Below are 22,300 nucleotides of genomic sequence, written 5' to 3'. Positions count from 1 at the left end.
AGGAAAAAACTTGGCTTTCGCACTCCGATGGAAGCATTCTTCGAGGGAAAATTTGCACTTAATACTTGAACCTAGGTTATGGGATGAGTAATTTGCCGTTTTTTCCTCTGGACCATCAGTGATTATTTGTTCTCGATCTGTCCATCCATGGAGGCCTTCCGCGCGGGGCATCCTTGCCCCTTGGGCTTCCTATTTGATTGGGAATTTGTTTTTTTTGATAAAAATGAAAATAGAAACAATGGTTTAATTCGGCTTGGCGGGATGCCAAGACGACAACGCTCTCAGGGATGGATGAAATTTCGAAAACTCTTCTCTCGAGGTGCTTGGCAGAATCTGTGCATCACTGCGCTTGTGCGGGAGCTCGGCTCGCCACTGGGGCGTGGATTTCGTCGGCTTCGGTCAAGGTGAAACTATCGTAGGTCCTGTCGGGATTGAAGTGGCGCGCTTCAGCCTCTTTTTGCTCCACGGCGATTTGTTGTAACCGGCGCTGTTGATGGTACTGCTGACTTAATTGCATGACGCGCTCTTTGGAACTGAGTATGGGCGTTTCATCGGCAAAGAGATGAGATGAAAAGCCACAGGCGACGATGAAGATGACGTGTTTCATAAACTGATTATCGACGGCTTTTTAAAAAACTGAAAGTCATCGCTTCAAATTCTCTACTTCGATCTCATAACGATCACTGGACTTTCACCTAGAGATTCCCAGAAGGAGCTATATAGAAGTTCGACAATTTAAATGTGGGATGTTTCGCGTCTCGTAATGAGACAAAAAAAACCAAAGATTATCTTGGAAATGAGCGGAGGGAGTCCACCAATGTCCCAGAAATCTCGGGAGGAAAAAGCGCGTTCAGTTTAGAAGATAAAGACAGAATAAATAGAGGAATATCCCCCTCACGACTTTCCGCGAAGGCCTCCCGCACGGTGGAAAGCATTAAACTCTGAATGTGCTTTTCTCGCCCGTCTCGGGTCTCCCACGATCGAATGAAGTCCTCTAGTCGTTCGACCACTGGACGAGAACTAACGATTGTGGACAAATCTACTTTTGCAGATTCGTAGCGTTGGTGTGTGACGTGGCTTTGAATTCCACGCATTAAGAAGATCGTCTGATGGACCAGAGTGAAAAATCGCGGCACCGGAAATTTAGCGTAAGAGACGAGGCGATATTGAGAGCGTAGCTCATCTATTTTTGCCACTCGCGGCTGCCCTTGGAGATTCCAACTTGCGGTCGGCACCAATGGCTCGGCCTTAAGAATGAAAACATCAAATCGACTATTGATCGAAGGTTCTCGACGCCAAACTCCCGTGTCTTTTTCTCCGAAGGGGGCTCGCTCTCCCCAGCCATAATAAAAATAATGAGCTTTCCCATCTTGGTCTTTGTCACGTAGGAAGGCTTCTATGGGTTCAAGGGGTGGGATCTTTTCCAAAAGCGGAAAAGACACAACCATTGAGTTTTCTAGTTTACCCCTGGAGAAAATATTTGAGCATCGAGCGGGTCTCACCGCATGAAGTTCGGTCACCGAACTCGCAAGGCCACTGGAAAATGGAATCAAAACCAAGATGGAAAGATATATGGGTCGCATGGATGAGAAAGACATAACGTCACCTCCTTCAGCTTGACCAGTGACTTTTCCGAAATGTAATTTCTATAGACATCAATCTCCGTGCACGGCCTCTAAAGCTAAAATTCATACCCTTATGTTAGATTTCTTAAAAAAAATTCATCGCCCGTAGCCCTTTAAACGCCCCAATGATACCGATGGATTATAATAATAAAGGAGATCGTATGAAACACCTCGTATTTGCTATTTTATCCCTGGGTTCTACTCTGGCAATAGCTTCCCCTTTCGACAATCAAGAAGTCATCATTTGCGGTCACGGCAACCTGAGCTACCGACTGGCATTGGATTCGGTCAAAGTCCAAGAGACTGTGCAAAAGTCCCCCGGCGTACTGTCCATAGAAACTCGCCACCAGTCATCGGTGATCAACCAAACTCGTGTGGTCGAAGTGAGTGGAAGTTCAAAATTTTTAACTTACACTCTCAAGACACAAGATGGATCTAAAGCCACAATTCAGTTTATCTTGAGAGATGAAAAAGGCTGGCCCCATGGATATCCAGAATTTCAAAAAGGTGACTTTAGCGGACCGTTCACACAAGGAAACAACGTTTCACTCGAAAAGTGCAGCGCCTTTGGATTTTAGAATCAAACATGTAGAGCTAAAAAAAAGAGCGCCTGTAGCGCTCTTTTTTTATCATCTGCGGATCTCGTTAAACACCGAGAGGATCAGGATCGCCTAATCCACGGCCAGGAGTGGCAATCAACTCCTCGCGCTCTTGAGCCGCATCTTTGGTGCGAGCCTCTTCTTGCTCTTTCGCCATGGACTGTTCGTTCTCTTTAATGCGGCGACGAACATCGTCCACGGTTCCACCCTTACAAATGATCTCAACATGTTCGGCATCGATCGTTTCGAACTCGAGAAGCGCTTTCGCAAGCTCATGAAGCAGCGGAAGATGGTCTGTCAACAACCGGTGAGCTTTATTATAAGCATCCATAATGATTCTCTGAATTTCTAAATCAATCTCTTCGGCCTTCGACTCCGAGTACTCACGAGCCTGGTGCTGTTGCATGCCCAAGAACACGGGGCCGTCCTGCTTCCCGTAAGAGAGAGGTCCTAGCTTTTCGCTCATGCCCCATTCGCACACCATACGGCGAGCAATATTGGTCGCACGCTCAATGTCGTTACCTGCGCCTGTCGTGTAATCTGTAAAAATAATTTCTTCGGCCACACGACCACCGAACATCATCACGAGCATGTTCTCAGCTTTGAGCTTCGATAGATTTAAACGATCATCTTCAGGCAAGAATTGAGTGAGCCCTAAAGCCATACCTCGAGGGATAATCGTCACTTTGTGAATTGGATCTGTTCCCTTAATTAATTTTCCAATGAGCGTGTGTCCCGCTTCGTGATAGGCTGTGATCTTACGATCTTCCTCGCTAATCACCATTGAGCGGCGCTCTGCACCCATAAGAACTTTATCTTTCGCAAACTCAAAATCTTCCATGGTGACTTTATTATGATCCAGTCGAGCCGCATTTAAAGCCGCCTCGTTGACGAGGTTCGCCAGATCCGCGCCGCTAAAGCCCGGAGTCCCACGAGCAATTTTTTTAAGATTTACGTTCGAAGACAATGGAACTTTTTTGGCGTGAACTTGAAGAATTCGCTCACGACCATTTAAATCCGGGGCGCTCACCACCACTCGTCGATCAAAACGACCTGGGCGAAGGAGTGCGGGATCTAATACGTCAGGACGATTGGTCGCTGCAATGAGAATCACACCTTCATTACTTTCAAACCCATCCATCTCCACCAGCATCTGGTTTAATGTTTGCTCGCGCTCATCGTGTCCACCGCCCATACCGGCACCGCGATGGCGACCAACAGCATCGATCTCATCGATAAAGATCAAGCACGGAGCATTCTTCTTCCCTTGTTCGAAGAGATCGCGCACGCGGCTCGCGCCCACACCTACGAACATTTCGACAAAGTCTGAACCCGAGATTGTAAAGAACGGCACACCCGCTTCACCGGCCACAGCGCGCGCTAAGAGCGTCTTACCCGTTCCCGGAGGTCCCACCATCAACACACCTTTAGGGATTTTTCCGCCGAGGCGAGTGTATTTTTTAGGATCTTTTAAAAAACTCACGATCTCTTTAAGTTCGTCTTTTGCCTCTTCGACGCCGGCTACGTCTTTAAAAAGAACTTTAGCTTTGTTCTCGGTCAAGAGCTTAGCGCGACTCTTACCGAACGACATCGCCTTTCCGCCGCCCACTTGAATCTGACGAAATAGAAAAATCAACAAACCCACGATAAAAAGCATCGGTAGCCAGTTGAACAAAATAATCAAATAGGAGTTTTCCTGACTGCTCTCGTAATTGAACACCACATTGTTGCGCTCAAGAAAGCGACGCTCTTCATCGCCCGTATCACCGTCGATGATAAATTTTTTGCCGCCCAATTCTTTGGCGTATTGATCTTTAACCACGCCACTAATCTTGCCATCAGACTTGCGGATACTTACGGATTCCACTTTTCCTTGATCAACAGCGGTGTGATACTTGGAGTAATCGAAATCACGAATGAAGGTGTCTGCCTTTTGCTGGTAGAACTGCACAGCAATGAGCGCAACCACCAGCGCCAACGCCCAAAATGCCATAGTTTTTTGTGATGAACTCATTTCAATCTCCTCAACGACAAGTTCCACTCGCCATTTTCATTCCTAGCGAATATTGTATCCTGAATTTACTCTTCGAACCAAATGTGCCGTGCGTTAGCTCGCCAATTTTTCTTCAATAGTCTAAATGTGAGATCATTCTGTTCGACGTCAAGACGCTTAATTAGTTCATTTATATGGGAAAGACCGAAATTTTCAAATCCGCACTGGCCAAAGTATTTCGCCACGACTCGCCTTTTGTCCGAGAGGGACAATTGCAAAAAAACTGGGCGCAACAATCGCTGATCTTCAATATATTTGCCGTCGTCACTTTTAGCCTCTGTCATTTGAGCTAAAATCTCGAGAGAACGAGCTAGGGTCCGTAAGGCTCCAGGCCTTTTTCGCTCGAGGAGGGGCAGCCATGACTGACGAAGCCAATTTCGCAGATATTTTTTCGACTGGTTGGAGGGATCTTCGCACCAAGATTCACCGAGATGCTCAAGGTACCTTTTTAAATCCTCTCTCGAATTCGACAGAAAGGGTCGAAGCAGAGCGCCTTTTTCTTGCTCCATCGCCACAATACCCTCAGTTCCCACTCCTCGGAGCAAACGAATGAAACGTGTTTCGAGAAGATCATCGGAGTGTTGGGCCATTACGACGTAATCACTTCTCGTCGTCTTTAAAAATTCTTTAAGATGTTGTCTGCGAAATTTCCGCAACTGGGCCTCAGATTCTCCCTCGGACTTTATCCGTTGCGCCGGCGAGGCCTTATTGCTGTGGAAGGGAATATCGAGTTTTTTGCATTGAGTGCGAACAAACTCCCAGGCGTCGTCACGAAAGGAAGAGGACTCTCCGGTCGTCACCCCGTGATGAATGTGAGCGACGGAAAGAGAAAAGCCGATTTTCATACGCAATTGAGCAAAGGCGTGGAGCATGGCGATCGAATCACATCCGCCACTGACCGCCAGTAAATACGAAACCGCTCCCTTGGGCTTTAACAATTTATAAAGCGTAACTTCCAGCGGGCGCGGCTGCATGAACTATTGATTGTCCGTATTTTTTTTGGATTTCTTTTCGAATTCGATCTCGAAAGAAGCCTTGATTTTGTTGTCGCGTAAAAATTTTGTCATCTCTTCGACCACATCAATCTTTTCGATCACCTTTGCAAACTCGGCGCCGACGCGGTTGACGATCTCTTCTTTCGATTTTGTCATGCCCTTTAAAAAATTCCCAAGAACATCTTTGGGGATTTTATCTTGAAGGAAACTGCGTACACCCTCTTCGGACATCATCACCGTCGAAATCCCGGTGGCGACGAGACGCTTGACTCCGTCGGAAAGTTTTCCTCGAGAACCCTCGTCTTCCCAGTTCAATTCGACCTCTTCTTTTTCTTTTGGAGTCTCAGTGACTTCGTTATTTTCCATAAATTTCCTTTACGCGCTTTTTATACGCTTGCATCATCAGCGGCAAATTCACTGACAATAATGTTTTTGTAATCATTCCCGGGACGAACATCCCAAACTCAGCTTGCACTCGATAACTGGCTTTAGTTTTTCCATTAATATTTTCGAGCTTCCAACCGCCACTCATCGATTTAAAAAGATCGCCCTTTTTAAAAACCCAGCTGATCTCGTGAGGAACGTTTTCGGTGTGTTCATTCACATAAGTGATTTCTTTCATCACCGAAACTTTGTATTCCACCAACTTCTTGCCACCATTTTCCCCGATCACCTTGCAAGACTTAACGTCTTTCAAGAACTCATGGTATTTATCGTAATCGACCAAGATTGCGTAAAGTTCCTCGGGCGTACAGTTGAACATTTCGACATGATTGACTTCAGCCATGGGGTTAACCTTTCTTTTTAAACAAAGCTTCGGCAGCCGCTTTGAGATCTTCGCGTTTTTTCGCTTCGTTGGCAGCTCCTCCGCCGGGTTGATAGTACTCGCAGTAATTGGCTTTCTCTTTGTCGCGAACCACCTCTGCCGAAGGCTCGCGGCATTCATTATAAACTTTTGGATCGTAGAAGCCACAGGTTTTGCAAACATGTAAATCCATATGGCATTGCGAACATTCGTCGCGAAATCCCACCCGATCAATGATTGGATTGGGTGCCGCGCACGAGTAACAAACTACGGTCATCACTTCAGGCCCCCAATCACCCGATCCCTCCAGCAAATACCGTCGGCTTACGGGAGAGGTCATGCTGAGACTCAATCGTACGCACCGTACCGGTCTCCGAGCGCATCACGATGGACTGAGTAAGCACGCGTCCTTGCCCCAAGTAACGAACACCCTTGAGCAGAGCTCCGTCAGTGACGCCAGTGGCACAGAACATGACAGGGCCCTTGGCCAATTCATCGCGAGTGTATGTGCGATTAAAATCGTCCACACCCATCTTTTCGGCGCGACGCTTTTCCTCATCTTTACGGAAGATCAAGCGACCTTGGAAGTCGCCACCGAGACACTTTAAAGCGGCTGCGGTGATCACCCCTTCTGGTGCTCCACCCGTGCCGAGAAGCATATCGATACCCGTATCTTGCCAGCTCGTCGCGATTCCCGCCGAGACATCGCCATCACCGATCAAAAGAATTCTCGCACCTATCAGGCGCAGTTTCTGGATAATATCCGCATGACGAGGACGATCAAGAATGACGACAGTAGTTTCGCTGATTTTTTTATCGAGAGCTTTGGCCACGGCTTTAACGTTCTCCTCAGGAGAGGCCTGAATATCGATGACTCCCTTACAACGAGGGCCGACGGCGATTTTATCCATGTATACATCGGGTGCGTGGAGAAAGTTTCCTTGCTGAGCGACCGCGATGACAGACAGCGCGCCGACACCACCGTTGGCACAAAGACTCGTCCCTTCCAAGGGATCCAGAGCGATGTCGACTTTGGGAGCGAGATCATGCACACGACCCACCTTTTCGCCGATGTAAAGCATTGGCGCTTCGTCGCGCTCGCCCTCACCGATAACGATGGTGCCATCGATATCGATCGAGTCGAACGCTTTTCGCATTGAATCCACGGCCGCCTTATCTGCGGCATTGGAGTCGCCTCGACCCGTCCATTGCGAGCATGCCATAGCGGCAGCTTCGGTGATACGTACAAATTCCATGGCTAAGTTGCGATCCATTGTGACTCCTTAATGCGCGCTAAATTCCCATAAATTGAACCAAGACTCAACTGTCATTCTCTGCCAACGCCGCAATGGCCGGGGGAATACGAATAGGCTTTCGCGTTTCCATATCCATGGCAACATGGACCGTTTTTCCAACAGCCACCGGCTCTGAATTCTGCTGAGTTTTTATAGTGTATTCGAAACTGATTCTGACTTTATCGAAGGTTGGCGTCACCTGGATCTCGACTTCGTCATCGAAAGTGATCGATTTTCGATAGTCCACCTGAATTGAGAGCACGGGATAGTTCACTTTCGATAAAGGCATTTTCGCTAAAATCCCGTGATGGCGAAGCAGCTCCACTCGCGCCTCTTCCATAAGTAAAACATACACACCATGATGCACGATAGCCATGGCGTCCGTCTCGTAAAAATGGATTTTTCGCTTGTAGGTAAATGACATGACCTGGTGATAGCACCAGGATCTCTATTTCACCAGTGCTTTATCAAAAACGTGCTGCTTAAATTCTTCTAAACAACTCACATTGGAGCGCATTTGGCTCAAAATTTCAGCGGCCTGCCGAAACACACCCTCTCCCAAATTGGAGCTGTTGGGTTGACGACCTTGAACAGAGCGATTCATTTTGTTGTCGATTTGGAAGAGCCCATTTTCCCAGTGAAGGGCCACGTCAAACAGGTCCAACGATGCCTTTGTGAGATGGCCCTGATCTTCCCATAAAAATAAATTGGTATTTTTAGGTCCATGGAACCAATACGAAAAACTCTCTTTGCCGCGGTAAAACTGAGGATCGATCAAATTCATGTTGAGACCCACCATGCGGCTTGTAATCAAGCGATCGACAAAGGCTTTGGTTTCCGCCGACGGGTCCATAAATTCGACAGCGAACATATCTTGCGTGAGACGAACCACTCGGCCGGTTAAATTTTGAGCCTTCTGCCCGTTGAGAAAAAAATCGAGCTCCACCGTTTCTCCAGTCAGAGAAACTTTTTGGTGATCCGGTTGAGAAAAAGCAGCGCCACCATAGCTGATGTCGTAAAGCTCGACCGGCCCGGTGCCAATCAATTGGACGGTCAAACCGGAAAGTGAAGACCCCAAGGATTGAACCTGTACTCGACGAAACTTTCGCTTTTCGTGATCATTATTATCGCTCATATCTTTCCCCCAGCTCCTTTGGAGTTTTTGTACGCGTCCTCGACATAGTCGCGCATACTTTTGGCCACATGCTGTACCAATATTTCTAAAACAAACCCTGTAAAAATCGATGGGAGCGGAATCTCCTTATCGTCAAAACTCGACCGCATAATCACTTCGGTTTTTTCGGGTTCAAGACTCGTTAATTCTATACTTCCAATCATACCTTGAAATCCGCCCCAAACAACCTTCCAGTTAAAAATGCGCCGATCTCCCACTGTTTCCACCGTGTACATGATGAGCATTCGAGCTTCGTAATTGTAAGCTTCGAGAACCAAATAAACTCTATTCAATTCGGGCTGATGCACTATTTTTTTAAAGTAGGAACTTATTTTTGGAAGCTCTTTAAAATCCAAAATTTTTTGTAAAGTGAACGCTTGGGTCGCACGGACCACACCAGCACCGGTCATTAAATGATCGTGTTTGGTTTTTTCGGGATCTCTCTTTACACTGATGATGACTTGGCGCTGTTGGCGAATCCGTTCGCGATAAGTGGGCTTCTCCCACCAGGGCTCTTTCACTACCGGCGCCGTTGGGGCCGGCTGGACCAGCGTTGGGGCGGGCTCTGCAGCCATGCACCAAAAGATCAAAAGTCCAAGCCAACTATTCATCCCCTTATTATGACTTCAGGGAGCATTTTATGTCCACTGATGACTTCCGACTAGACCCGTGAGATAGCTCAAGAATGACAACAATTTCTCCCTGGAAAAAACAGCTGCCACTCTGGGCCACTCTGCTAAGAATTTTCGCAGTGCCTTTACTGATCGTGATCATTCTTGGCCAAATTCCACATTGGAATTGGTGGGCCTCGGCGCTGTTCATTGTGGCCTCCATCTCGGATTATCTCGACGGATATTGGGCTCGCAAATTCGACGCTGAAAGCGATTTAGGAAAACTTTTAGATCCCATCGCCGATAAATTTTTAGTTTCCAGTGTGCTGATCCTACTCATTCCCTTGGGTCGAATTGAGGCGATTTTGGTCCTCCTTTTACTCAACCGCGATATTCTCATTAATGGACTGAGGTCCTTTGCCGCCAGCAAAAGTGAGATCATTGCCGCAGGCTCTTTGGGGAAATGGAAAACTGCGGTCCAAATGGTCGCCCTCCCCGCAATCCTTATCTACGAGCCGGTCCTAGGACTTCCGCTCGGTGCCATCGGCTACTGGGGACTATGGCTCAGCCTGGGTTTAAGTCTCTATTCGGGATTCCAATACACATGGGCGTTTTTACAAAAATAATTTGATATTTGTGACTTTTTTGGTAATCTGAGCGCTCATTTAAAGTATCACTTTAGCTATGGGATTGGCTCAGGCGAGTGAACTTTGGTTTAGGACCATTAGGTCAGAGGAATCATGGGTAATAAGTTATATGTAGGGAACATCCCTTTCTCAACAACAGAAGAATCACTCAGTGAAGCGTTCGGCCAATGCGGAACTGTTTCGAGTGCAAAAATCATTATGGACAAAGCAACTGGTCGCAGTAAGGGCTTTGCATTTGTTGAGATGGCATCAGACGAAGAAGCTCAGAAAGCTATCGAACAACTTAACGGTACAGAGATGGATGGCCGTTCACTCAAAATCAGTGAAGCTCGTCCTCAAGAGCCTCGTGAAGGCGGCCGTGGTGGCTTCGGTGGTGGTCGTGGAGGCGGCGGCGGTGGCCGTGGTGGCTTCGGCGGCGGTGGCGGACGCGGTGGTGGCGGCGGTGGCCGTGGCGACAGTCGTGGTTCTCGTTACTAGTTTGTAAGTCAGCTTAGTATCCAAACTATTTCATTAAATCCTTAACCCTCTCCGCAAGAGAGGGTTTTTTTTTCGCCTTAAATTATAATAACTTAACAGTGAAACTAATCATCTTGACTCTTTTGTACGTTGCGGGAAAAGTCACGCTTTTTACGGGGTACAAATGTTCGATCTTTTTGTAAAAAAGAGCATTCCAGAACTTCTTGCGGATGCTACAGATAAAAATACGGGCGACCAATCTTCGGCAGGCTTAAAGCGCCACCTCGGTGCCTTCAACCTGACCATGCTCGGCATTGGAGCTATCGTCGGCGCGGGAATTTTCTCTCTCACCGGAACTGCGGCGGCCAATTACGCTGGGCCCGGTATCGTTTATAGTTTTATTATCGGTGGTATTCTTTGTGCTCTCGCCGGCCTTTGCTATTCCGAAATGGCGGCGATGGTTCCTGTGGCTGGCTCAGCGTACGCCTACTCGTATGCCACCATGGGGGAACTCATCGCGTGGATCATCGGATGGGATTTAGTTTTGGAATACGCCTTCGGAGCCGTGACCGTTTCTGCGTCGTGGTCGGGATACCTTGTTTCTTTATTTACCAAAACGCTGGGGATTCCCCTCACCGATTCGATGCTGATGTTTACAAAAGGACCATGGGAGCTGGTGACTTTGTCTAACGGTGCTGAGATCTACGGATATTGGAATTTACCCGCCTCAGTGATCGCTTTACTAGTGACGATGATTCTTTATAAGGGAATCAAAGAGAGCGCCACGATGAATAACATCATCGTAATGGTGAAGATTGCCATCATCCTATTATTTATCGCCTTGGGTTGGGCTGTTATCGACACCAATAACTGGATTGCAAACCCCGACGCCAGCGGACCTTTGGCTTTGATTCCTCCGCCATCTATGAGCGAACGCCATGGGCAAAGTTTTTGGAGTTACGGATTCCCGGGAGTTCTCACCGGAGCCGGAGTGGTTTTCTTTTCGTATATTGGCTTTGATGCAGTATCAACGACAGCCCAAGAGGCCAAGAATCCTCAACGAGATATGCCCATTGGGATTTTAGCCTCACTCGTGATTTGCACGATCATTTATATTCTCATGTCGCTCACTATGACGGGAGTGGTTTCCTACAAAGAGCTGGGTGTTGCGGATCCTGTGGCCGTCGGGGTCGATCGCATTGTTGCCCTCAGACAATGGACTCCTTGGGCTCAAGGTACGCTTTCGTTTGTCGTCAAGTTTGGAGCGCTGGCGGGTTTAACATCGGTCATGCTCGTCATGATGATTGGGCAGACACGCGTGTTCTACTCCATGGGCCGAGATGGTCTTTTGCCTTGGTTTGATCGCACTCACGCCAAATTTCAAACGCCTCACGTGGCCACGGTTATTACCGGAATTTTTGTCGCCATCTGTGGCGGTGCGATGCCGATGAGTTTGGTGGGAGAGTTGGTTTCGATCGGAACCCTCCTCGCCTTCGTTCTCGTTTGCATTGGAGTGCCGATTCTAAGGATCACTCAACCTCATCTCGAAAGACCTTTTAAAACTCCTTTGGCTTGGATCGTTGCGCCCGCCGGAGCCCTCGCCTGCCTTTGGGTGATGTCCGGGTTGCCGCTCGACACGTGGTTGCGTCTCCTCGTCTGGCTGATGTTCGGATTTGTGATTTATTTCACTTACGGAATCAAACATAGTCGGATCCGTAAAAAGAGACTCGCAGAAAAATCCTAGGTGACTGAGTCTACAATTTCATTCTCTTTGAGAGAAGACCTCTGTAGACTCGAACCATGCGCCTTATCAGTACACTTTTATTCGCCTTTTTATCTGCCTGCTCGTCAACCCCGAACACGTGGACGAAAACTCCGCTCACTCTTCAGCCCGAGTCCGAAAGACCAAAACTCTTTTTTATTTCTGAACCGACAAATACCGATGGCTCGCCTTTGGATGAAATCTTCTATCGCGCAGCCGCCAACATCACTCAGGCGATCGTCGAATCTCTGGGTGAGGATCAGAAATTAGTCTTTGTCGGATCACCCCTTGTATTTCGACGGTTTCAGCAGGAATTAGGACTCTCAAAAAACGAAAAGTTTATTCTGATTTCGTCACAACCCTACTACTGGCTCCAAGACCTATTCGAGGTCTATAAAACTCCCAAGGGCGAGACTATCTTTGGCGTCCCCTACGTCAATTCAGAGCAGCTCTCTGCGGCTCAAAATATCGCAAAAGCTTTAAATAGCCGCGCGGTGGTGATCGATGCCCCTTCCAAAAAGAAATCACCCCCGACAAAACCCGGTTTTGAGACGGGGGAGGCCGTTCACGGAGTCGTCGGAGGAAATATTGAAAAATGGACACCTCAAGTGGGCTTCGTTGGACTGAGTGATTTTCAGGATCGCGAACACGCGTTGGAGTTCTCCGAGCTGATCTTTTCTCCCACGGATCGACGAGAAGTCCTCCCCACTCAATGGCTCTACCTCGGTCACATCGACGAAGTGGTGAAGCCCATCCTTTTTGAGAACATCAATGGTTCTCAATGTAAAATCACGGCTCTCATTGCTGATCCGCAAAAAGCTCTCGATTATATTTTGCAACATCCCAACGAATTCATTCACGACCCCAAAAATTTCGAAAATAAAAAGTTTAAGGACATTTTGGTGTTCGGGGATTTGTGTAAAAACTTGAAAACCGAAAAATGCGAGAACATGAGGTGGAAACACTTCACTCAAAGTACCTACTTTAAAAACGAATTTAAAGCCGTGCAGCAGTTGATTTCTCAAGAGCTTTCCGAAACAAAAAAGCGGATCTCTCAGACGATCCATCTCGCATCACCGTGCGAGATCCAATGGATTGAAGTCCCCAATTTATACCTCGCGAACCTCACTCCAGATCATAAGATCGAGCGGCGCAGTGCCCGTCCGCTTTTTCCCAATTTGACCAATGGTTTAGTGGTCGGGAATTCCTATGTTGTTTTGGATCCAGGATCGCGATATTTGAGAAATTCCCTAAAGAAAGATCTCGAAGGTGTTCATCTCAAAACGCGATTTGTGGAGTCGGGCGAAGCCCTACATAATGGGGGATTATCTGATGGCTATATCCATTGCATGACACAAGTTCTGCGTTAGCTCGGGACCCTACGAGTTGACCATTTCTTTGATTCTTTCGATGGAGCTTGTCGCGAAGTACTTTTGAAGTCGGCGACCAAAAATCTTAAAGCCCACGCGATAAAATAGATTGGGGATGCGATCTGCCTTAGAGTAGGACTCAATTTTAAAAAAAACTTCGCCCGTCACCGTATCCTTTTGAACGAGAAACGTAATTTCCCCGACCTCAAAGTGGCCCTTCAGCGTGCGGTAAGAATAGCCCCACTGATGCTCAAGATTTCCCCGAGAATTCGTTTGGACTTGATCAATCACGGCGCTCACTCTCACGCCAAAATAAAAAGTAAGACCAAGGAAGCTGGCGCGAATTAACATGTTTCGCCCATCGAGATCTCTTTGGGGATCAAAAATTCCCACCACTAAAGAGGGATCGGGAAATTTATAAAACTGAATGATCTCCTTCGCTTTGAGAAAAATCCCTCCGTCTTGAGGAGCTCCCGGCGTTTCTTTACCGATGCAATTCTCATAGCGATCGATATTCCATCCTAATTTTTCCTGGGCATTGTGATAAAGTTGAGCATCGAAGTTGTAATCCAAATCTTCGAGGCCACTAATTTTTTCTGAGTATTTTTGCCAACCTATACCTGAATCCACTGACCCGACTCCTCATCTTTTTTGGCCGTTTCTATCTGAACATCAAACTGCATTAAATTAGGCACACTACCATTCTGCAACTCAAAGGCGAATGATGCGAACTTTGTACAGACCTGTGACCACATTTCAGTTTGGAAAAATTGGGCGATGGGAATTTTGTCATAAATAAAATCCACCAGACTGTCTTTACTGCGAGCTAAAGATTCGATCTCGAACCGTACGCTCTGTTCCGGCTTCGGCAAAATTCGAAAATGAATTTCGCCCGACTCCATGTGATCTTGTAAAGTGAGCAAAGAAAACTCGTGCTCCGCCACACGACCCACCTTCACAGGCCCGTTCCACGGCCCGAGAATATCAATAAAAAACTCATCTCCCTCCGCGAGCACATCCGGACTTCCCGAAACTTTGTTAAACTTGGCGAGTATCTGAGGGGAAAAGTCATTGAGACGAAGCTTAAGATCATCCATGGCCCGCTGAGCGGTTTCGAAGGGAATCGGAATATCTACGGAATAAATCCTGTGATAGAGGGGACCTGTGCCCTCGGCGGTCGTTTGAATTTCTGAGGACACAATCTCATCAGCCATGGGGCGTACGCTACCACATGGCGTCCGAAGGAACAACTCGGCGTCGAGGCTGAGGGCCTCTTTTATCGGAATTAGAAAGCAAATCCTAATTTGAGGGCATAACGGCTGTTTCCAAATACGCTGTTGTACTCAAGACCCAAACGGATGATGGTTAAATTAAATTGGACTCCCGCGATCAATCTCGCACTGTCCACTGTCGACTTTTTAGAGCGACTGACGTTATCCGCATACATGGAGAATGCAGGGTCCACTGTGGAATTTCCTTCAAGTTCGGAGTTACTCGTGACCCAACCAATCCCTGCGTAAGGCTCCACAAAAAGAAGATCGACGCCCACGATGGTCTCAACTCCCAGCATGTTATTATCAAAATCCACATTGACCGTTCCTGGAGCAATATACTGGTCAAATTTTATCGCGCTTTTCGAATAGAAAGTGCGAACTGACCAATTGAAAGGAAGTACCGGAAGAAGCTCATCCGTTAAACTGTAGCGAACAGCTCCGCTATAATGAGAAAGTTCAAAACCACTCAACTTCATTTGTGGAAGAATATTGGCTTCAAGATTAAATCCCAAGGGAAGACCCACACCCGCGTAGAGAAACGCAAACGGAGCATACTTGATATCACTGTTAGGATCCACGCGGCGAGAGATCTCACGAATTCCTGGAACCTCTGCAGCTCCGGCAACGACAGCGGCTTGAATGCCGACGATGGAGGCCGTGGGCGGTGATGCCGAAGTATGAACAAAGATCGACGAGAAATCTTTCGCGATGGTCTCCAGATCTCCATCGGATAAGTTATCAAAAGTGGGAGTGTCCGCACCGGCTTGCGAGATAAATAAGAATGCCGCGATACTAAGTATGGAATAGAGCTTCATTGTGTCTCCTTCAAAGCTGTTACAACGAATCATACCTTTAAAAATTCCATACTTTTAACACGGAGATGAGGATTGCAGTACCTTAGTCGAGCCTTTGTCTAAAGATGATTCACTCTTTCGCCGATAAGGTTCTAAATCGTCACTGAGAAGGATGCCCATCATGAGTAAAGCAAAAATTATCGGCGGTCTCGTTGTTGTCCTGGTTGCCGTCGGAGTTAAGTTAGGTCTTCGCTACGGACTCGGCTGGGGTTTAGCAGAGGCCGATGTGGCCTCCTCAAAAAGTGAAAAGTGGCCAGAAGATTTCAAAAGTGTTTTTATAGATTCATGCACCAACGCTGAAGAAGGTGTAGATAAAACATTTATGCGCGAGTACTGCACGTGCGCGACTGACAAAATCGAAGCGGAACAAATCATTCCAACAAAATACAATCCCAATACCGACAGCCCAGAATCTTACGATCAACGTGTCGGTAAAATTGTTGAGGATTTTATGAGCTCCGAAAAAGGCCAAAGGATCGCCGAAGAGTGCGTCAAAGGGGCTCAACATCTGGTCAACCCCGCCGACGACAGCGGCACCGACGCCCACGATCATTAAAAGGTACGCCTTTCCACTACTTCCAGAGTTGGAGCTTGGCGTCGAGGTCCGCGAAGATCTGATCGGCGCGCGCTTGGCTCTTTTGCAGTTGAGCCTTGTCTTTCGCCTCATCTCCCGTCCATTGGCTTTGCTTGATGTTCTTTAGTTTTTTTCCTCGCAGATTGATCTTTTGAATGGTGTTCACCATTATGGACTTCATCAGCTCGGGAGTTAAGAAAACCACTTCGGACTTCATCGGAGGTAAAAATCCATACATATCGTAGCCAATTTCACTGGCAAAAGGTAATGCGAAAACTTTTTCGATATCTAGAAGATACTCGTAGGCTTTTTCCAAAGCGCCCACCGATTTTAGCTCTTGAGCCAGGAGGCTATTATCTAACATCACTTTTTTATTAAACTGCACCCGCATCATCAGGAGAGCCAAAGCCGTCTCGCGATAGCGACCGCCCGCAATGATTTCTTCGTCGATCATTTGCGCCAAAACCTCTGTCGGAATGAAGTTCGCAATCGCTTGCATCGCTGCAAATCGATGGGATTTATACTGATTGATTCGAGAAATCTGCTCTGCCGTAAAATCGAGGGCCGAACCATCCTCACCCACAGAGGGTGCCGGTAGCCCGTCGTGAACGTCGGTGATGTAAAGGTAAGTCTGTGCAACAAGCTCATCGACTTTCGCCGTCTCAGCAAATAGTTTGGCGTAACCCATGAGACCGAAAGGAATGGGAGTTAAAATCATCCCATTTTTTTCGTCCTCTAAGTTTTCTTTCGCGATCGCCAACTTCTGCATCCGAATGGCCTCGTTGGTTTTTAACATCTGACCTTTCATGTCCTGCATTTCTGCATTCATGTTGTCCATCTTTTGCGGCGTCTCGTTGACCGCATCGACCGCGTCCAACATTTTGCAACCAGTGATCAGAATTAAAGTCGAAAGAAGAATTAGATTTTTCATGGGTTTTCCTTAATCTTTATTTTAAGAGTTCAACTTTAAGTTCCGCTAAGCCATCATCACCATCGACCGGAGTTCCAAGCCAAATGGAAAGGATCTTTTCGGCGAGCCCCGCCGAGCCAGTGATTTCGACAACCTTTCCATTGGTATGTTCGTAGCTGAGAGTCTCTGAACCATCGGCGTTTTTAACAAAAAGCAAAGTTAAATTTTTACCGTTGGCCGCTTCTCCAGCGCTGTTGACGGCATTTAAAAATGCACTCACATCAGGAGCTGAAGTGTCGACGTTATTTGTAACAAGTCCATCTTCGAAGGAACTATAAACCTTGTTGGCAGGGACTGTTGTCACAAAAGAGAGAACCAATGCCGAGACAGATTGAGCTGCCGCGGATTTTAAGCCGTCAGCTTTGTTGTAAGAATTAGGATCTGTCACTAAGAGCTGAGCCACATAAACTTTTGTACCAATCGAGCCAATCAAGTACTTCACGCGAATTCCGCTCCCAACGGTGACGAGTTCGTGTTGAACTCCTTTCGCTGTAGCGACTCCAGCGGTAGAGATTGTCACTCCCCCTTTAGTTTCGGTTCCAGGTGTGAGTTGAAGAATGTTGGCTTGCGCCCAAGTCGTGCTTAAACATAAGGCTAACGATAAAATGATTGTTTTCATAATTTTCCCTCCAAAGGTGACCTGAAGTATCATCCGCCTCCCAGGAACACGCTGTCTTTGTACCTCCACAGAGACAATTCTAAATTTTACAAGGATGACGGGTCGCAAGATGCAGAGGACGTTTACTTTTTACAGGTCGAGACGTTTAATTAAAGGATGAGTGTCCTTAAATGGTTGTACAAACAGTGGATTTCGTTCGGTGAGTTGATTTCTAAGATCATGAATCCTCTTCTCCTTTTCGTCGTGTACTTTGCGATGATTGTGCCACTGGCTCTTCTCTTTAAAATTTTGGGGCGAGATGAACTCTCCCTGAAATGGAATCGCAAAGTCGACACCCATTGGAAAAATCGAGAGGATCAGCCTCCGTCACAAATGGAGAAGCAGTTTTAATGGCCATTTTAGGAATTTCCGCCTTTTACCACGACAGCTCCGCCGCTTTGATTCACCAAGGTAAAATTCTTTGTGCCGCTCAAGAGGAGCGATTCACACGTAAAAAATTTGATGCGAGTTTCCCGAAACATGCCATTGATTTTTGCCTCAAATCTCAGAACATCCATCCGGCCGACTTAGAATACATTGTTTTTTACGAGAAGCCCTTTCATAAATTCGATCGGATCTTAGAGACTTTCCTGGCCACAGCCCCCAGCGGGTTTCCGTTATTTCTGAAAGCCATTCCGGAGTGGCTTAAAGATAAACTTTTCCAAAAGGAAATGATTCAACGTCAGTTGCGGTCAATTTCACCGGACTTTGGAAACAAAAAAACTCTCGGCGGAAAAATTCTTTTCTCGGAACATCATCTCAGCCACGCCGCTTCGGCCTTCTTCCCGTCTCCGTTTAAATCCGCGGCGATCCTCACAATGGATGGAGTTGGAGAATGGTCGACAACCACCATTGCTCATGGTCAGGATCATCAAATTCGCTTTATAAAAGAAATTCGTTTTCCTCATTCGCTGGGTCTGCTTTATTCGGCGTTCACCGCCTTCCTCGGATTTAAGGTGAACTCCGGAGAGTACAAAATGATGGGTTTGGCCCCCTACGGAAAACCGAAGTATCGACGCATGATTCTTAACCATATGATCAACGTGAAAGAGGATGGCTCCTTTCAGTTGAATATGGACTATTTCAACTTTCTTTCCGACGAAAAAATGTATAACCCGGAAAAGTGGCTTTATCTTTTTGGAGAGAGACCCCGAATACCGGAGGGCGAAGTCACTCAGGAGCAGATGGATCTCGCCGCTTCGATACAAAGGGTGATCGAAGATATTGTTCTAAAAATAGCCCATCATGCTCGCGCCCTCACCGGAGAAGAGAACGTTTGTCTAGCGGGTGGTGTCGCCCTGAACTGTGTGGCGAATGGACTATTACTCCGCGAAAATGTTTTCAAAAACATTTGGATTCAACCCGCCTCTGGTGATGCCGGAGGATCGCTCGGTGCAGCTCTTGCTGTGGAGCACATTCATTTGAAAACTCCGCGCCGGGTTCAAACTCACGATCAGATGAATGGCTCTTATCTTGGCCCTGAGCCCACAGCCATGGAGACTCGTCGCACGTTAGAAAAGTACTCGGCCGTCTTTGAAAATCTATCGGAGGAGACTCTGATGGCCCGAACTGCACAATCGCTGAGCCGTGGGCAAGCGGTGGGTTGGGTCCACGGACCTATGGAATTTGGTCCTCGAGCTCTTGGCAATCGCTCTATTCTTGCCGATCCCCGTTCCGCGACAATTCAAAGAGATTTAAATCTCAAAATCAAATTCCGCGAAAGTTTTAGACCATTTGCTCCGGCGGTGCTGGCGGAGAAGGTTGAAGAATGGTTCGAGTTCCGAGGAGAGAGTCCCTACATGCTCTTCACCGTCGATGTTAAAAAGGAAAAACTTAAAAGTTTGTCGGAGCAACAGTTAGCACGCACGGGAATGGATCTATTAAACACCGATCGCTCCCAAATTCCCGCAGTCACTCACGTGGACAATTCGGCACGCCTACAGACAGTCCACCAAGAGACCAATCCCCGCTTCCATCGACTCCTGCGTCAGTTTTACGAACTGACCGGGTGCCCGATTTTAGTCAATACCAGCTTTAATGTGAGAGGCGAACCCATCGTTTCCTCAGCCGAAGACGCCTACCGGTGCTTTATGGAAACCGACTTAGATATTTTAGTCATTGGAAATTACTTTTTAGAAAAATCGAGCCAACCGCAATGGACGTCCACTCAGAAAACTCAATTCGATTTGGATTAAGGTGGTGGTGGCGGCATTCGACTAAAATCAGCTTCGGCCGAACCGCCCGCTTGATAATTGCGGATAGAATTTCCCTCGAGCAATCCAATAATTTCGGCACGAATCGTTTGCACTTCGTTATCGTTGATCCCTGCCAATACCACTGAAATCTGATAACGACCGCGAACGCAAATCGAAGAGTCGTTGCGCGAGGCCATCACGTTCCCTGCAGAATCCGTCCACTGCCAAGAGATGTAGTGTTCTGGAAAGTTCCCGGTGTTACAACGCCCGGAGACCGTCAGCATGGATGTACCGGGACTGAGCTGGAGCGGATTTTTTATATCGACGCTGATCTGCAAATAGGCCGAGTTGGGACCGCAGTCGACCGCGGTGGCTAAGCAATCCGGAGTGTCGTCATCTTCATCATTCGAATAGGTATTCCCCGTGCCTGTGGCCGCAGTGGGCTCGAGGCCGCAGTTTTGAAACGGCAAAACCAGCACAAGCCCAAGGACAAGGCAAATACCAACGGATAAGAATTTCTGACGTTTTCCCCCGGCGATCATAGCCATTTATCGACATTTTGAGAGCTAAACTTTAGGACCTTAGGCGTAATTATAAAAAGCATGTCTCAAAGTGAGAAAAACACAGATCAAGACGTTAATTCAATAATTTAGACAACCGATAGTAACTTGATGAGAAAAAAACCTGAAGAAAAACCTTCCATGCTAGAACGATTTAAAACGCTGATTGAGATTGGCGTTGCGTTGTCCTCCGAAAAAGAACTCACCAATTTAATGCAGTTATTTTTGGATAAATGCTTGGAAGTCACTCAGGCCGAGGGAGCCAGCATCTATTTGATCGATAAGAAAATGATGTTTCATGACTCTAAAAACAATCCCCTCCTCACACCACAAAAGATTCCCGTCCTCCGTTTTTTACGGACCATCAATCGCAGCACCGGCGCTCAAGAGCAGGATGGTGTTCTCGAAATTAATAAACGCAGTATCGCCGGCTATTGCGCCCTCTCTAAAGAAACACTGTCCATCGACGACTGCTACGCGATGCCTGAGGACTCTCCGTTCCGCTTTAATCCCGCTTACGATAAAGAGCGAAAGTATCACACAAAATCCATGCTCGCCGTGCCGATGATTACGGCCCACGGGCAAGTTCGAGGAGTGATCCAACTCATCAACAAACTGACTCCCAAGGGGGTCAAAGAGATGAGCGAAACCAAAGTCCTCAACGTCAAAAATGTCATCAGCTTCGATGACGACGATAAAGAATTGATGCAGGTTTTTGCTTCCCAAGCGGCGGTGGCCATTGAAAACGCCCAGTTGAGCGAAAGTATCGAAAAACTTTTCGAAAGCTTCGTTCATGCGTCGATTAAGGCCATTGAATCCCGAGATCCCACCACCAGCGGACACAGTGATCGCGTCGCCATCCTAACGACCGAGTTAGCGCTCGCGGTCCACAAAACTGGAAGTGGTCCGTATAAAAATATTATTTTTTCCGAAGAGCAAATTCGCGAGTTGCGCTACGCGGCCCTCCTCCATGATTTTGGGAAATTAGGGGTCAAAGAAGAAGTTTTGCTCAAACAAAAAAAATTACACTCCCGCGAGCTAGAATCCATTCTGCTTCGACTCGACAGTCTCGAATTTAAGGAAGAGGCTTCGATGTGGCGTCGCTGCATTGAGGAGATTTTCGAAAAATTAGACAGTGCAGATTCCATCAAGATGCACGATTTGGGTCATAAAATAGAAAAGCTCAAGCAAGGGATCGAAGGCTCGAAACTGATGATTCGCCAATTGAAAAGCGGCGTGATGCAGGCCAATGAACCTTACGTCCTTAAAGATCAGAAGAGTCTGGATCGCATTTTAAAGATGATCGACGTCTCGAGCCAGCATCTCGGACAAAAAATTCTTACCGACAAAGAGATGAAGATTCTGTCCATTCCCAAGGGAAGTTTAAGCCGCGAGGAGCGCCTCTCGATTGAATCCCATGTGGACCACACCTACGAATTTCTCAAAGGAATCGCTTGGACCGAAGGCCTTGAGCAAATCCCTCATATCGCCCACTGCCATCACGAAAAAATGGACGGCTCCGGTTACCCTCGTGGGATTTCGGGACAGGAAATCCCCATTCAGGCCCGAATGATGAGCATCTCTGACATTTATGACGCCCTGGTCGCCTTTGATCGTCCCTATAAGAAGTCATTAACCTTTGATGCCGCCCTTGATATTCTGTTTGCAGAGGCCAACGACGGAAAATTGGACTCCGAGCTACTCCGCATCTTTATCGAAGCCCGTGTGTTTGAATTTGTATCAGGAATGAAGTCGAAGGCCTCATAACGGGTTCTTTTTGCCATAATTTTTCAACAATTGCTGTAGAGTCTGATAACATGATG

26 protein-coding genes are annotated in these 22,300 nt (G+C 47.2%); 9 read left to right on the top strand and 17 right to left on the bottom strand.

Annotated features, from left to right (window positions below; all coding sequences use genetic code 11):
• Window positions 1-340 precede the first annotated feature (340 nt).
• Together K2Q26_10130 and K2Q26_10125 are read right to left on the bottom strand one after the other, a co-directional pair.
• Entirely contained in the window at window positions 341-517 is a 177-nt protein-coding gene (locus K2Q26_10130) for a hypothetical protein (GenBank protein ID MBY0315867.1), read from the bottom strand.
• Between the two features lie 268 nt (window positions 518-785).
• Window positions 786-1,598: a hypothetical protein gene (locus tag K2Q26_10125; protein MBY0315866.1), complete on the bottom strand. Its 813-nt coding sequence runs from the start codon at window positions 1,596-1,598 to the stop codon at window positions 786-788.
• A gap of 188 nt (window positions 1,599-1,786) precedes the next feature.
• Between K2Q26_10125 and K2Q26_10120 the strand changes: the two genes are divergently transcribed.
• The gene (locus K2Q26_10120; GenBank protein ID MBY0315865.1) at window positions 1,787-2,203 is read left to right on the top strand and encodes a hypothetical protein; all 417 of its coding nucleotides are present in this window, start codon (window positions 1,787-1,789) and stop codon (window positions 2,201-2,203) included.
• A gap of 67 nt (window positions 2,204-2,270) precedes the next feature.
• Here the strand turns inward: K2Q26_10120 and ftsH are convergent, their stop codons facing one another.
• From ftsH to K2Q26_10075, 9 genes are all read right to left on the bottom strand, one after another.
• Entirely contained in the window at window positions 2,271-4,238 is a 1,968-nt protein-coding gene (gene ftsH, locus K2Q26_10115) for an ATP-dependent zinc metalloprotease FtsH (protein ID MBY0315864.1), read from the bottom strand.
• Window positions 4,239-4,303: 65 nt separating this feature from the next.
• On the bottom strand, window positions 4,304-5,215 hold the full coding sequence (gene tilS, locus K2Q26_10110; protein ID MBY0315863.1) for a tRNA lysidine(34) synthetase TilS: 912 nt from the start codon (window positions 5,213-5,215) through the stop codon (window positions 4,304-4,306).
• A 39-nt stretch (window positions 5,216-5,254) separates the two neighbouring features.
• Window positions 5,255-5,638 (bottom strand): hypothetical protein, encoded by a 384-nt coding sequence (locus K2Q26_10105; GenBank protein MBY0315862.1) that lies wholly within the window; start codon window positions 5,636-5,638, stop codon window positions 5,255-5,257.
• Window positions 5,628-6,059 carry an SRPBCC family protein gene (locus tag K2Q26_10100; protein ID MBY0315861.1) on the bottom strand — a complete coding sequence of 144 codons (432 nt, stop codon included), beginning with the start codon at window positions 6,057-6,059 and terminating at the stop codon, window positions 5,628-5,630. The genes K2Q26_10105 and K2Q26_10100 overlap by 11 nt, the downstream gene beginning before the upstream one ends.
• 4 nt (window positions 6,060-6,063) lie before the next feature.
• Entirely contained in the window at window positions 6,064-6,354 is a 291-nt protein-coding gene (locus K2Q26_10095; protein MBY0315860.1) for a hypothetical protein, read from the bottom strand.
• A 16-nt stretch (window positions 6,355-6,370) separates the two neighbouring features.
• The gene (glpX, locus tag K2Q26_10090) at window positions 6,371-7,351 is read right to left on the bottom strand and encodes a class II fructose-bisphosphatase (GenBank protein MBY0315859.1); all 981 of its coding nucleotides are present in this window, start codon (window positions 7,349-7,351) and stop codon (window positions 6,371-6,373) included.
• A gap of 46 nt (window positions 7,352-7,397) precedes the next feature.
• Complete coding sequence (locus K2Q26_10085; GenBank protein ID MBY0315858.1) at window positions 7,398-7,796, bottom strand: acyl-CoA thioesterase; 399 nt, start codon at window positions 7,794-7,796, stop codon at window positions 7,398-7,400.
• A gap of 24 nt (window positions 7,797-7,820) precedes the next feature.
• Window positions 7,821-8,507 (bottom strand): PilZ domain-containing protein, encoded by a 687-nt coding sequence (locus K2Q26_10080; GenBank protein MBY0315857.1) that lies wholly within the window; start codon window positions 8,505-8,507, stop codon window positions 7,821-7,823.
• Complete coding sequence (locus K2Q26_10075) at window positions 8,504-9,157, bottom strand: hypothetical protein (GenBank protein ID MBY0315856.1); 654 nt, start codon at window positions 9,155-9,157, stop codon at window positions 8,504-8,506. Before K2Q26_10075 ends, K2Q26_10080 begins: the two co-directional genes overlap by 4 nt.
• A gap of 74 nt (window positions 9,158-9,231) precedes the next feature.
• On the opposite strand from K2Q26_10075, the gene pgsA reads away from it, so the two are divergent.
• The 4 genes from pgsA to K2Q26_10055 all read left to right on the top strand — a co-directional run bounded on the left by pgsA (window position 9,232) and on the right by K2Q26_10055 (window position 13,392).
• The gene (gene pgsA / locus K2Q26_10070) at window positions 9,232-9,783 is read left to right on the top strand and encodes a CDP-diacylglycerol--glycerol-3-phosphate 3-phosphatidyltransferase (protein ID MBY0315855.1); all 552 of its coding nucleotides are present in this window, start codon (window positions 9,232-9,234) and stop codon (window positions 9,781-9,783) included.
• Between the two features lie 114 nt (window positions 9,784-9,897).
• Window positions 9,898-10,281: an RNA-binding protein gene (locus K2Q26_10065; GenBank protein MBY0315854.1), complete on the top strand. Its 384-nt coding sequence runs from the start codon at window positions 9,898-9,900 to the stop codon at window positions 10,279-10,281.
• 163 nt (window positions 10,282-10,444) lie between these two features.
• On the top strand, window positions 10,445-12,004 hold the full coding sequence (locus K2Q26_10060) for an amino acid permease (GenBank protein ID MBY0315853.1): 1,560 nt from the start codon (window positions 10,445-10,447) through the stop codon (window positions 12,002-12,004).
• A 56-nt stretch (window positions 12,005-12,060) separates the two neighbouring features.
• Window positions 12,061-13,392 (top strand): hypothetical protein, encoded by a 1,332-nt coding sequence (locus tag K2Q26_10055; protein MBY0315852.1) that lies wholly within the window; start codon window positions 12,061-12,063, stop codon window positions 13,390-13,392.
• 9 nt (window positions 13,393-13,401) lie between these two features.
• Here K2Q26_10055 and K2Q26_10050 read toward each other — a convergent pair whose 3' ends face one another.
• From K2Q26_10050 to K2Q26_10040, 3 genes are all read right to left on the bottom strand, one after another.
• Window positions 13,402-14,022 carry a DUF1990 domain-containing protein gene (locus K2Q26_10050; protein MBY0315851.1) on the bottom strand — a complete coding sequence of 207 codons (621 nt, stop codon included), beginning with the start codon at window positions 14,020-14,022 and terminating at the stop codon, window positions 13,402-13,404.
• Window positions 14,007-14,606, bottom strand: coding sequence for a DUF1990 domain-containing protein (locus K2Q26_10045; GenBank protein ID MBY0315850.1), 600 nt, complete (start codon window positions 14,604-14,606; stop codon window positions 14,007-14,009). The genes K2Q26_10050 and K2Q26_10045 overlap by 16 nt, the downstream gene beginning before the upstream one ends.
• Window positions 14,607-14,677: 71 nt before the next feature.
• Window positions 14,678-15,481 carry a hypothetical protein gene (locus K2Q26_10040; protein ID MBY0315849.1) on the bottom strand — a complete coding sequence of 268 codons (804 nt, stop codon included), beginning with the start codon at window positions 15,479-15,481 and terminating at the stop codon, window positions 14,678-14,680.
• A gap of 160 nt (window positions 15,482-15,641) precedes the next feature.
• On the opposite strand from K2Q26_10040, the gene K2Q26_10035 reads away from it, so the two are divergent.
• Window positions 15,642-16,076, top strand: coding sequence for a hypothetical protein (locus K2Q26_10035; protein MBY0315848.1), 435 nt, complete (start codon window positions 15,642-15,644; stop codon window positions 16,074-16,076).
• A 16-nt stretch (window positions 16,077-16,092) separates the two neighbouring features.
• Here K2Q26_10035 and K2Q26_10030 read toward each other — a convergent pair whose 3' ends face one another.
• Both K2Q26_10030 and K2Q26_10025 read right to left on the bottom strand, forming a co-directional pair.
• Complete coding sequence (locus tag K2Q26_10030; GenBank protein MBY0315847.1) at window positions 16,093-17,025, bottom strand: hypothetical protein; 933 nt, start codon at window positions 17,023-17,025, stop codon at window positions 16,093-16,095.
• A gap of 16 nt (window positions 17,026-17,041) precedes the next feature.
• The gene (locus K2Q26_10025; GenBank protein MBY0315846.1) at window positions 17,042-17,683 is read right to left on the bottom strand and encodes a chalcone isomerase family protein; all 642 of its coding nucleotides are present in this window, start codon (window positions 17,681-17,683) and stop codon (window positions 17,042-17,044) included.
• A 156-nt stretch (window positions 17,684-17,839) separates the two neighbouring features.
• On the opposite strand from K2Q26_10025, the gene K2Q26_10020 reads away from it, so the two are divergent.
• Both K2Q26_10020 and K2Q26_10015 read left to right on the top strand, forming a co-directional pair.
• Window positions 17,840-18,073 carry a hypothetical protein gene (locus K2Q26_10020; protein MBY0315845.1) on the top strand — a complete coding sequence of 78 codons (234 nt, stop codon included), beginning with the start codon at window positions 17,840-17,842 and terminating at the stop codon, window positions 18,071-18,073.
• Window positions 18,073-19,917, top strand: coding sequence for a carbamoyltransferase (locus K2Q26_10015; protein MBY0315844.1), 1,845 nt, complete (start codon window positions 18,073-18,075; stop codon window positions 19,915-19,917). Before K2Q26_10020 ends, K2Q26_10015 begins: the two co-directional genes overlap by 1 nt.
• Here K2Q26_10015 and K2Q26_10010 read toward each other — a convergent pair.
• Complete coding sequence (locus K2Q26_10010) at window positions 19,914-20,465, bottom strand: hypothetical protein (GenBank protein MBY0315843.1); 552 nt, start codon at window positions 20,463-20,465, stop codon at window positions 19,914-19,916. The two genes, K2Q26_10015 and K2Q26_10010, sit on opposite strands and share 4 nt — an antisense overlap.
• Window positions 20,466-20,588: 123 nt before the next feature.
• On the opposite strand from K2Q26_10010, the gene K2Q26_10005 reads away from it, so the two are divergent.
• The gene (locus K2Q26_10005; GenBank protein MBY0315842.1) at window positions 20,589-22,244 is read left to right on the top strand and encodes a GAF domain-containing protein; all 1,656 of its coding nucleotides are present in this window, start codon (window positions 20,589-20,591) and stop codon (window positions 22,242-22,244) included.
• Window positions 22,245-22,300: the final 56 nt, after the last annotated feature.

Source organism: Bdellovibrionales bacterium (assembly GCA_019750295.1).
Taxonomy (GTDB): domain Bacteria; phylum Bdellovibrionota; class Bdellovibrionia; order Bdellovibrionales; family JAGQZY01; genus JAIEOS01.
Note: the sequence above shows the minus strand (reverse complement) of the source record. Positions and strands in the feature narration are given on the sequence as shown.

Bases quoted from the DNA above. Each gene is read 5' to 3' on its own strand.
- K2Q26_10130 (MBY0315867.1), bottom strand. From the start codon at position 517: ATGCAATTAAGTCAGCAGTACCATCAACAGCGCCGGTTACAACAAATC.
- K2Q26_10125 (MBY0315866.1), bottom strand. From the start codon at position 1,598: ATGTCTTTCTCATCCATGCGACCCATATATCTTTCCATCTTGGTTTTG.
- K2Q26_10120 (MBY0315865.1), top strand. From the start codon at position 1,787: ATGAAACACCTCGTATTTGCTATTTTATCCCTGGGTTCTACTCTGGCA.
- ftsH (MBY0315864.1), bottom strand. From the start codon at position 4,238: ATGAGTTCATCACAAAAAACTATGGCATTTTGGGCGTTGGCGCTGGTG.
- K2Q26_10105 (MBY0315862.1), bottom strand. From the start codon at position 5,638: ATGGAAAATAACGAAGTCACTGAGACTCCAAAAGAAAAAGAAGAGGTC.
- K2Q26_10100 (MBY0315861.1), bottom strand. From the start codon at position 6,059: ATGGCTGAAGTCAATCATGTCGAAATGTTCAACTGTACGCCCGAGGAA.
- K2Q26_10095 (MBY0315860.1), bottom strand. From the start codon at position 6,354: ATGACCGTAGTTTGTTACTCGTGCGCGGCACCCAATCCAATCATTGAT.
- glpX (MBY0315859.1), bottom strand. From the start codon at position 7,351: ATGGATCGCAACTTAGCCATGGAATTTGTACGTATCACCGAAGCTGCC.
- K2Q26_10085 (MBY0315858.1), bottom strand. From the start codon at position 7,796: ATGTCATTTACCTACAAGCGAAAAATCCATTTTTACGAGACGGACGCC.
- K2Q26_10080 (MBY0315857.1), bottom strand. From the start codon at position 8,507: ATGAGCGATAATAATGATCACGAAAAGCGAAAGTTTCGTCGAGTACAG.
- K2Q26_10075 (MBY0315856.1), bottom strand. From the start codon at position 9,157: ATGAATAGTTGGCTTGGACTTTTGATCTTTTGGTGCATGGCTGCAGAG.
- pgsA (MBY0315855.1), top strand. From the start codon at position 9,232: ATGACAACAATTTCTCCCTGGAAAAAACAGCTGCCACTCTGGGCCACT.
- K2Q26_10065 (MBY0315854.1), top strand. From the start codon at position 9,898: ATGGGTAATAAGTTATATGTAGGGAACATCCCTTTCTCAACAACAGAA.
- K2Q26_10060 (MBY0315853.1), top strand. From the start codon at position 10,445: ATGTTCGATCTTTTTGTAAAAAAGAGCATTCCAGAACTTCTTGCGGAT.
- K2Q26_10055 (MBY0315852.1), top strand. From the start codon at position 12,061: ATGCGCCTTATCAGTACACTTTTATTCGCCTTTTTATCTGCCTGCTCG.
- K2Q26_10045 (MBY0315850.1), bottom strand. From the start codon at position 14,606: ATGGCTGATGAGATTGTGTCCTCAGAAATTCAAACGACCGCCGAGGGC.
- K2Q26_10040 (MBY0315849.1), bottom strand. From the start codon at position 15,481: ATGAAGCTCTATTCCATACTTAGTATCGCGGCATTCTTATTTATCTCG.
- K2Q26_10035 (MBY0315848.1), top strand. From the start codon at position 15,642: ATGAGTAAAGCAAAAATTATCGGCGGTCTCGTTGTTGTCCTGGTTGCC.
- K2Q26_10030 (MBY0315847.1), bottom strand. From the start codon at position 17,025: ATGAAAAATCTAATTCTTCTTTCGACTTTAATTCTGATCACTGGTTGC.
- K2Q26_10025 (MBY0315846.1), bottom strand. From the start codon at position 17,683: ATGAAAACAATCATTTTATCGTTAGCCTTATGTTTAAGCACGACTTGG.
- K2Q26_10020 (MBY0315845.1), top strand. From the start codon at position 17,840: ATGAGTGTCCTTAAATGGTTGTACAAACAGTGGATTTCGTTCGGTGAG.
- K2Q26_10015 (MBY0315844.1), top strand. From the start codon at position 18,073: ATGGCCATTTTAGGAATTTCCGCCTTTTACCACGACAGCTCCGCCGCT.
- K2Q26_10010 (MBY0315843.1), bottom strand. From the start codon at position 20,465: ATGGCTATGATCGCCGGGGGAAAACGTCAGAAATTCTTATCCGTTGGT.
- K2Q26_10005 (MBY0315842.1), top strand. From the start codon at position 20,589: ATGAGAAAAAAACCTGAAGAAAAACCTTCCATGCTAGAACGATTTAAA.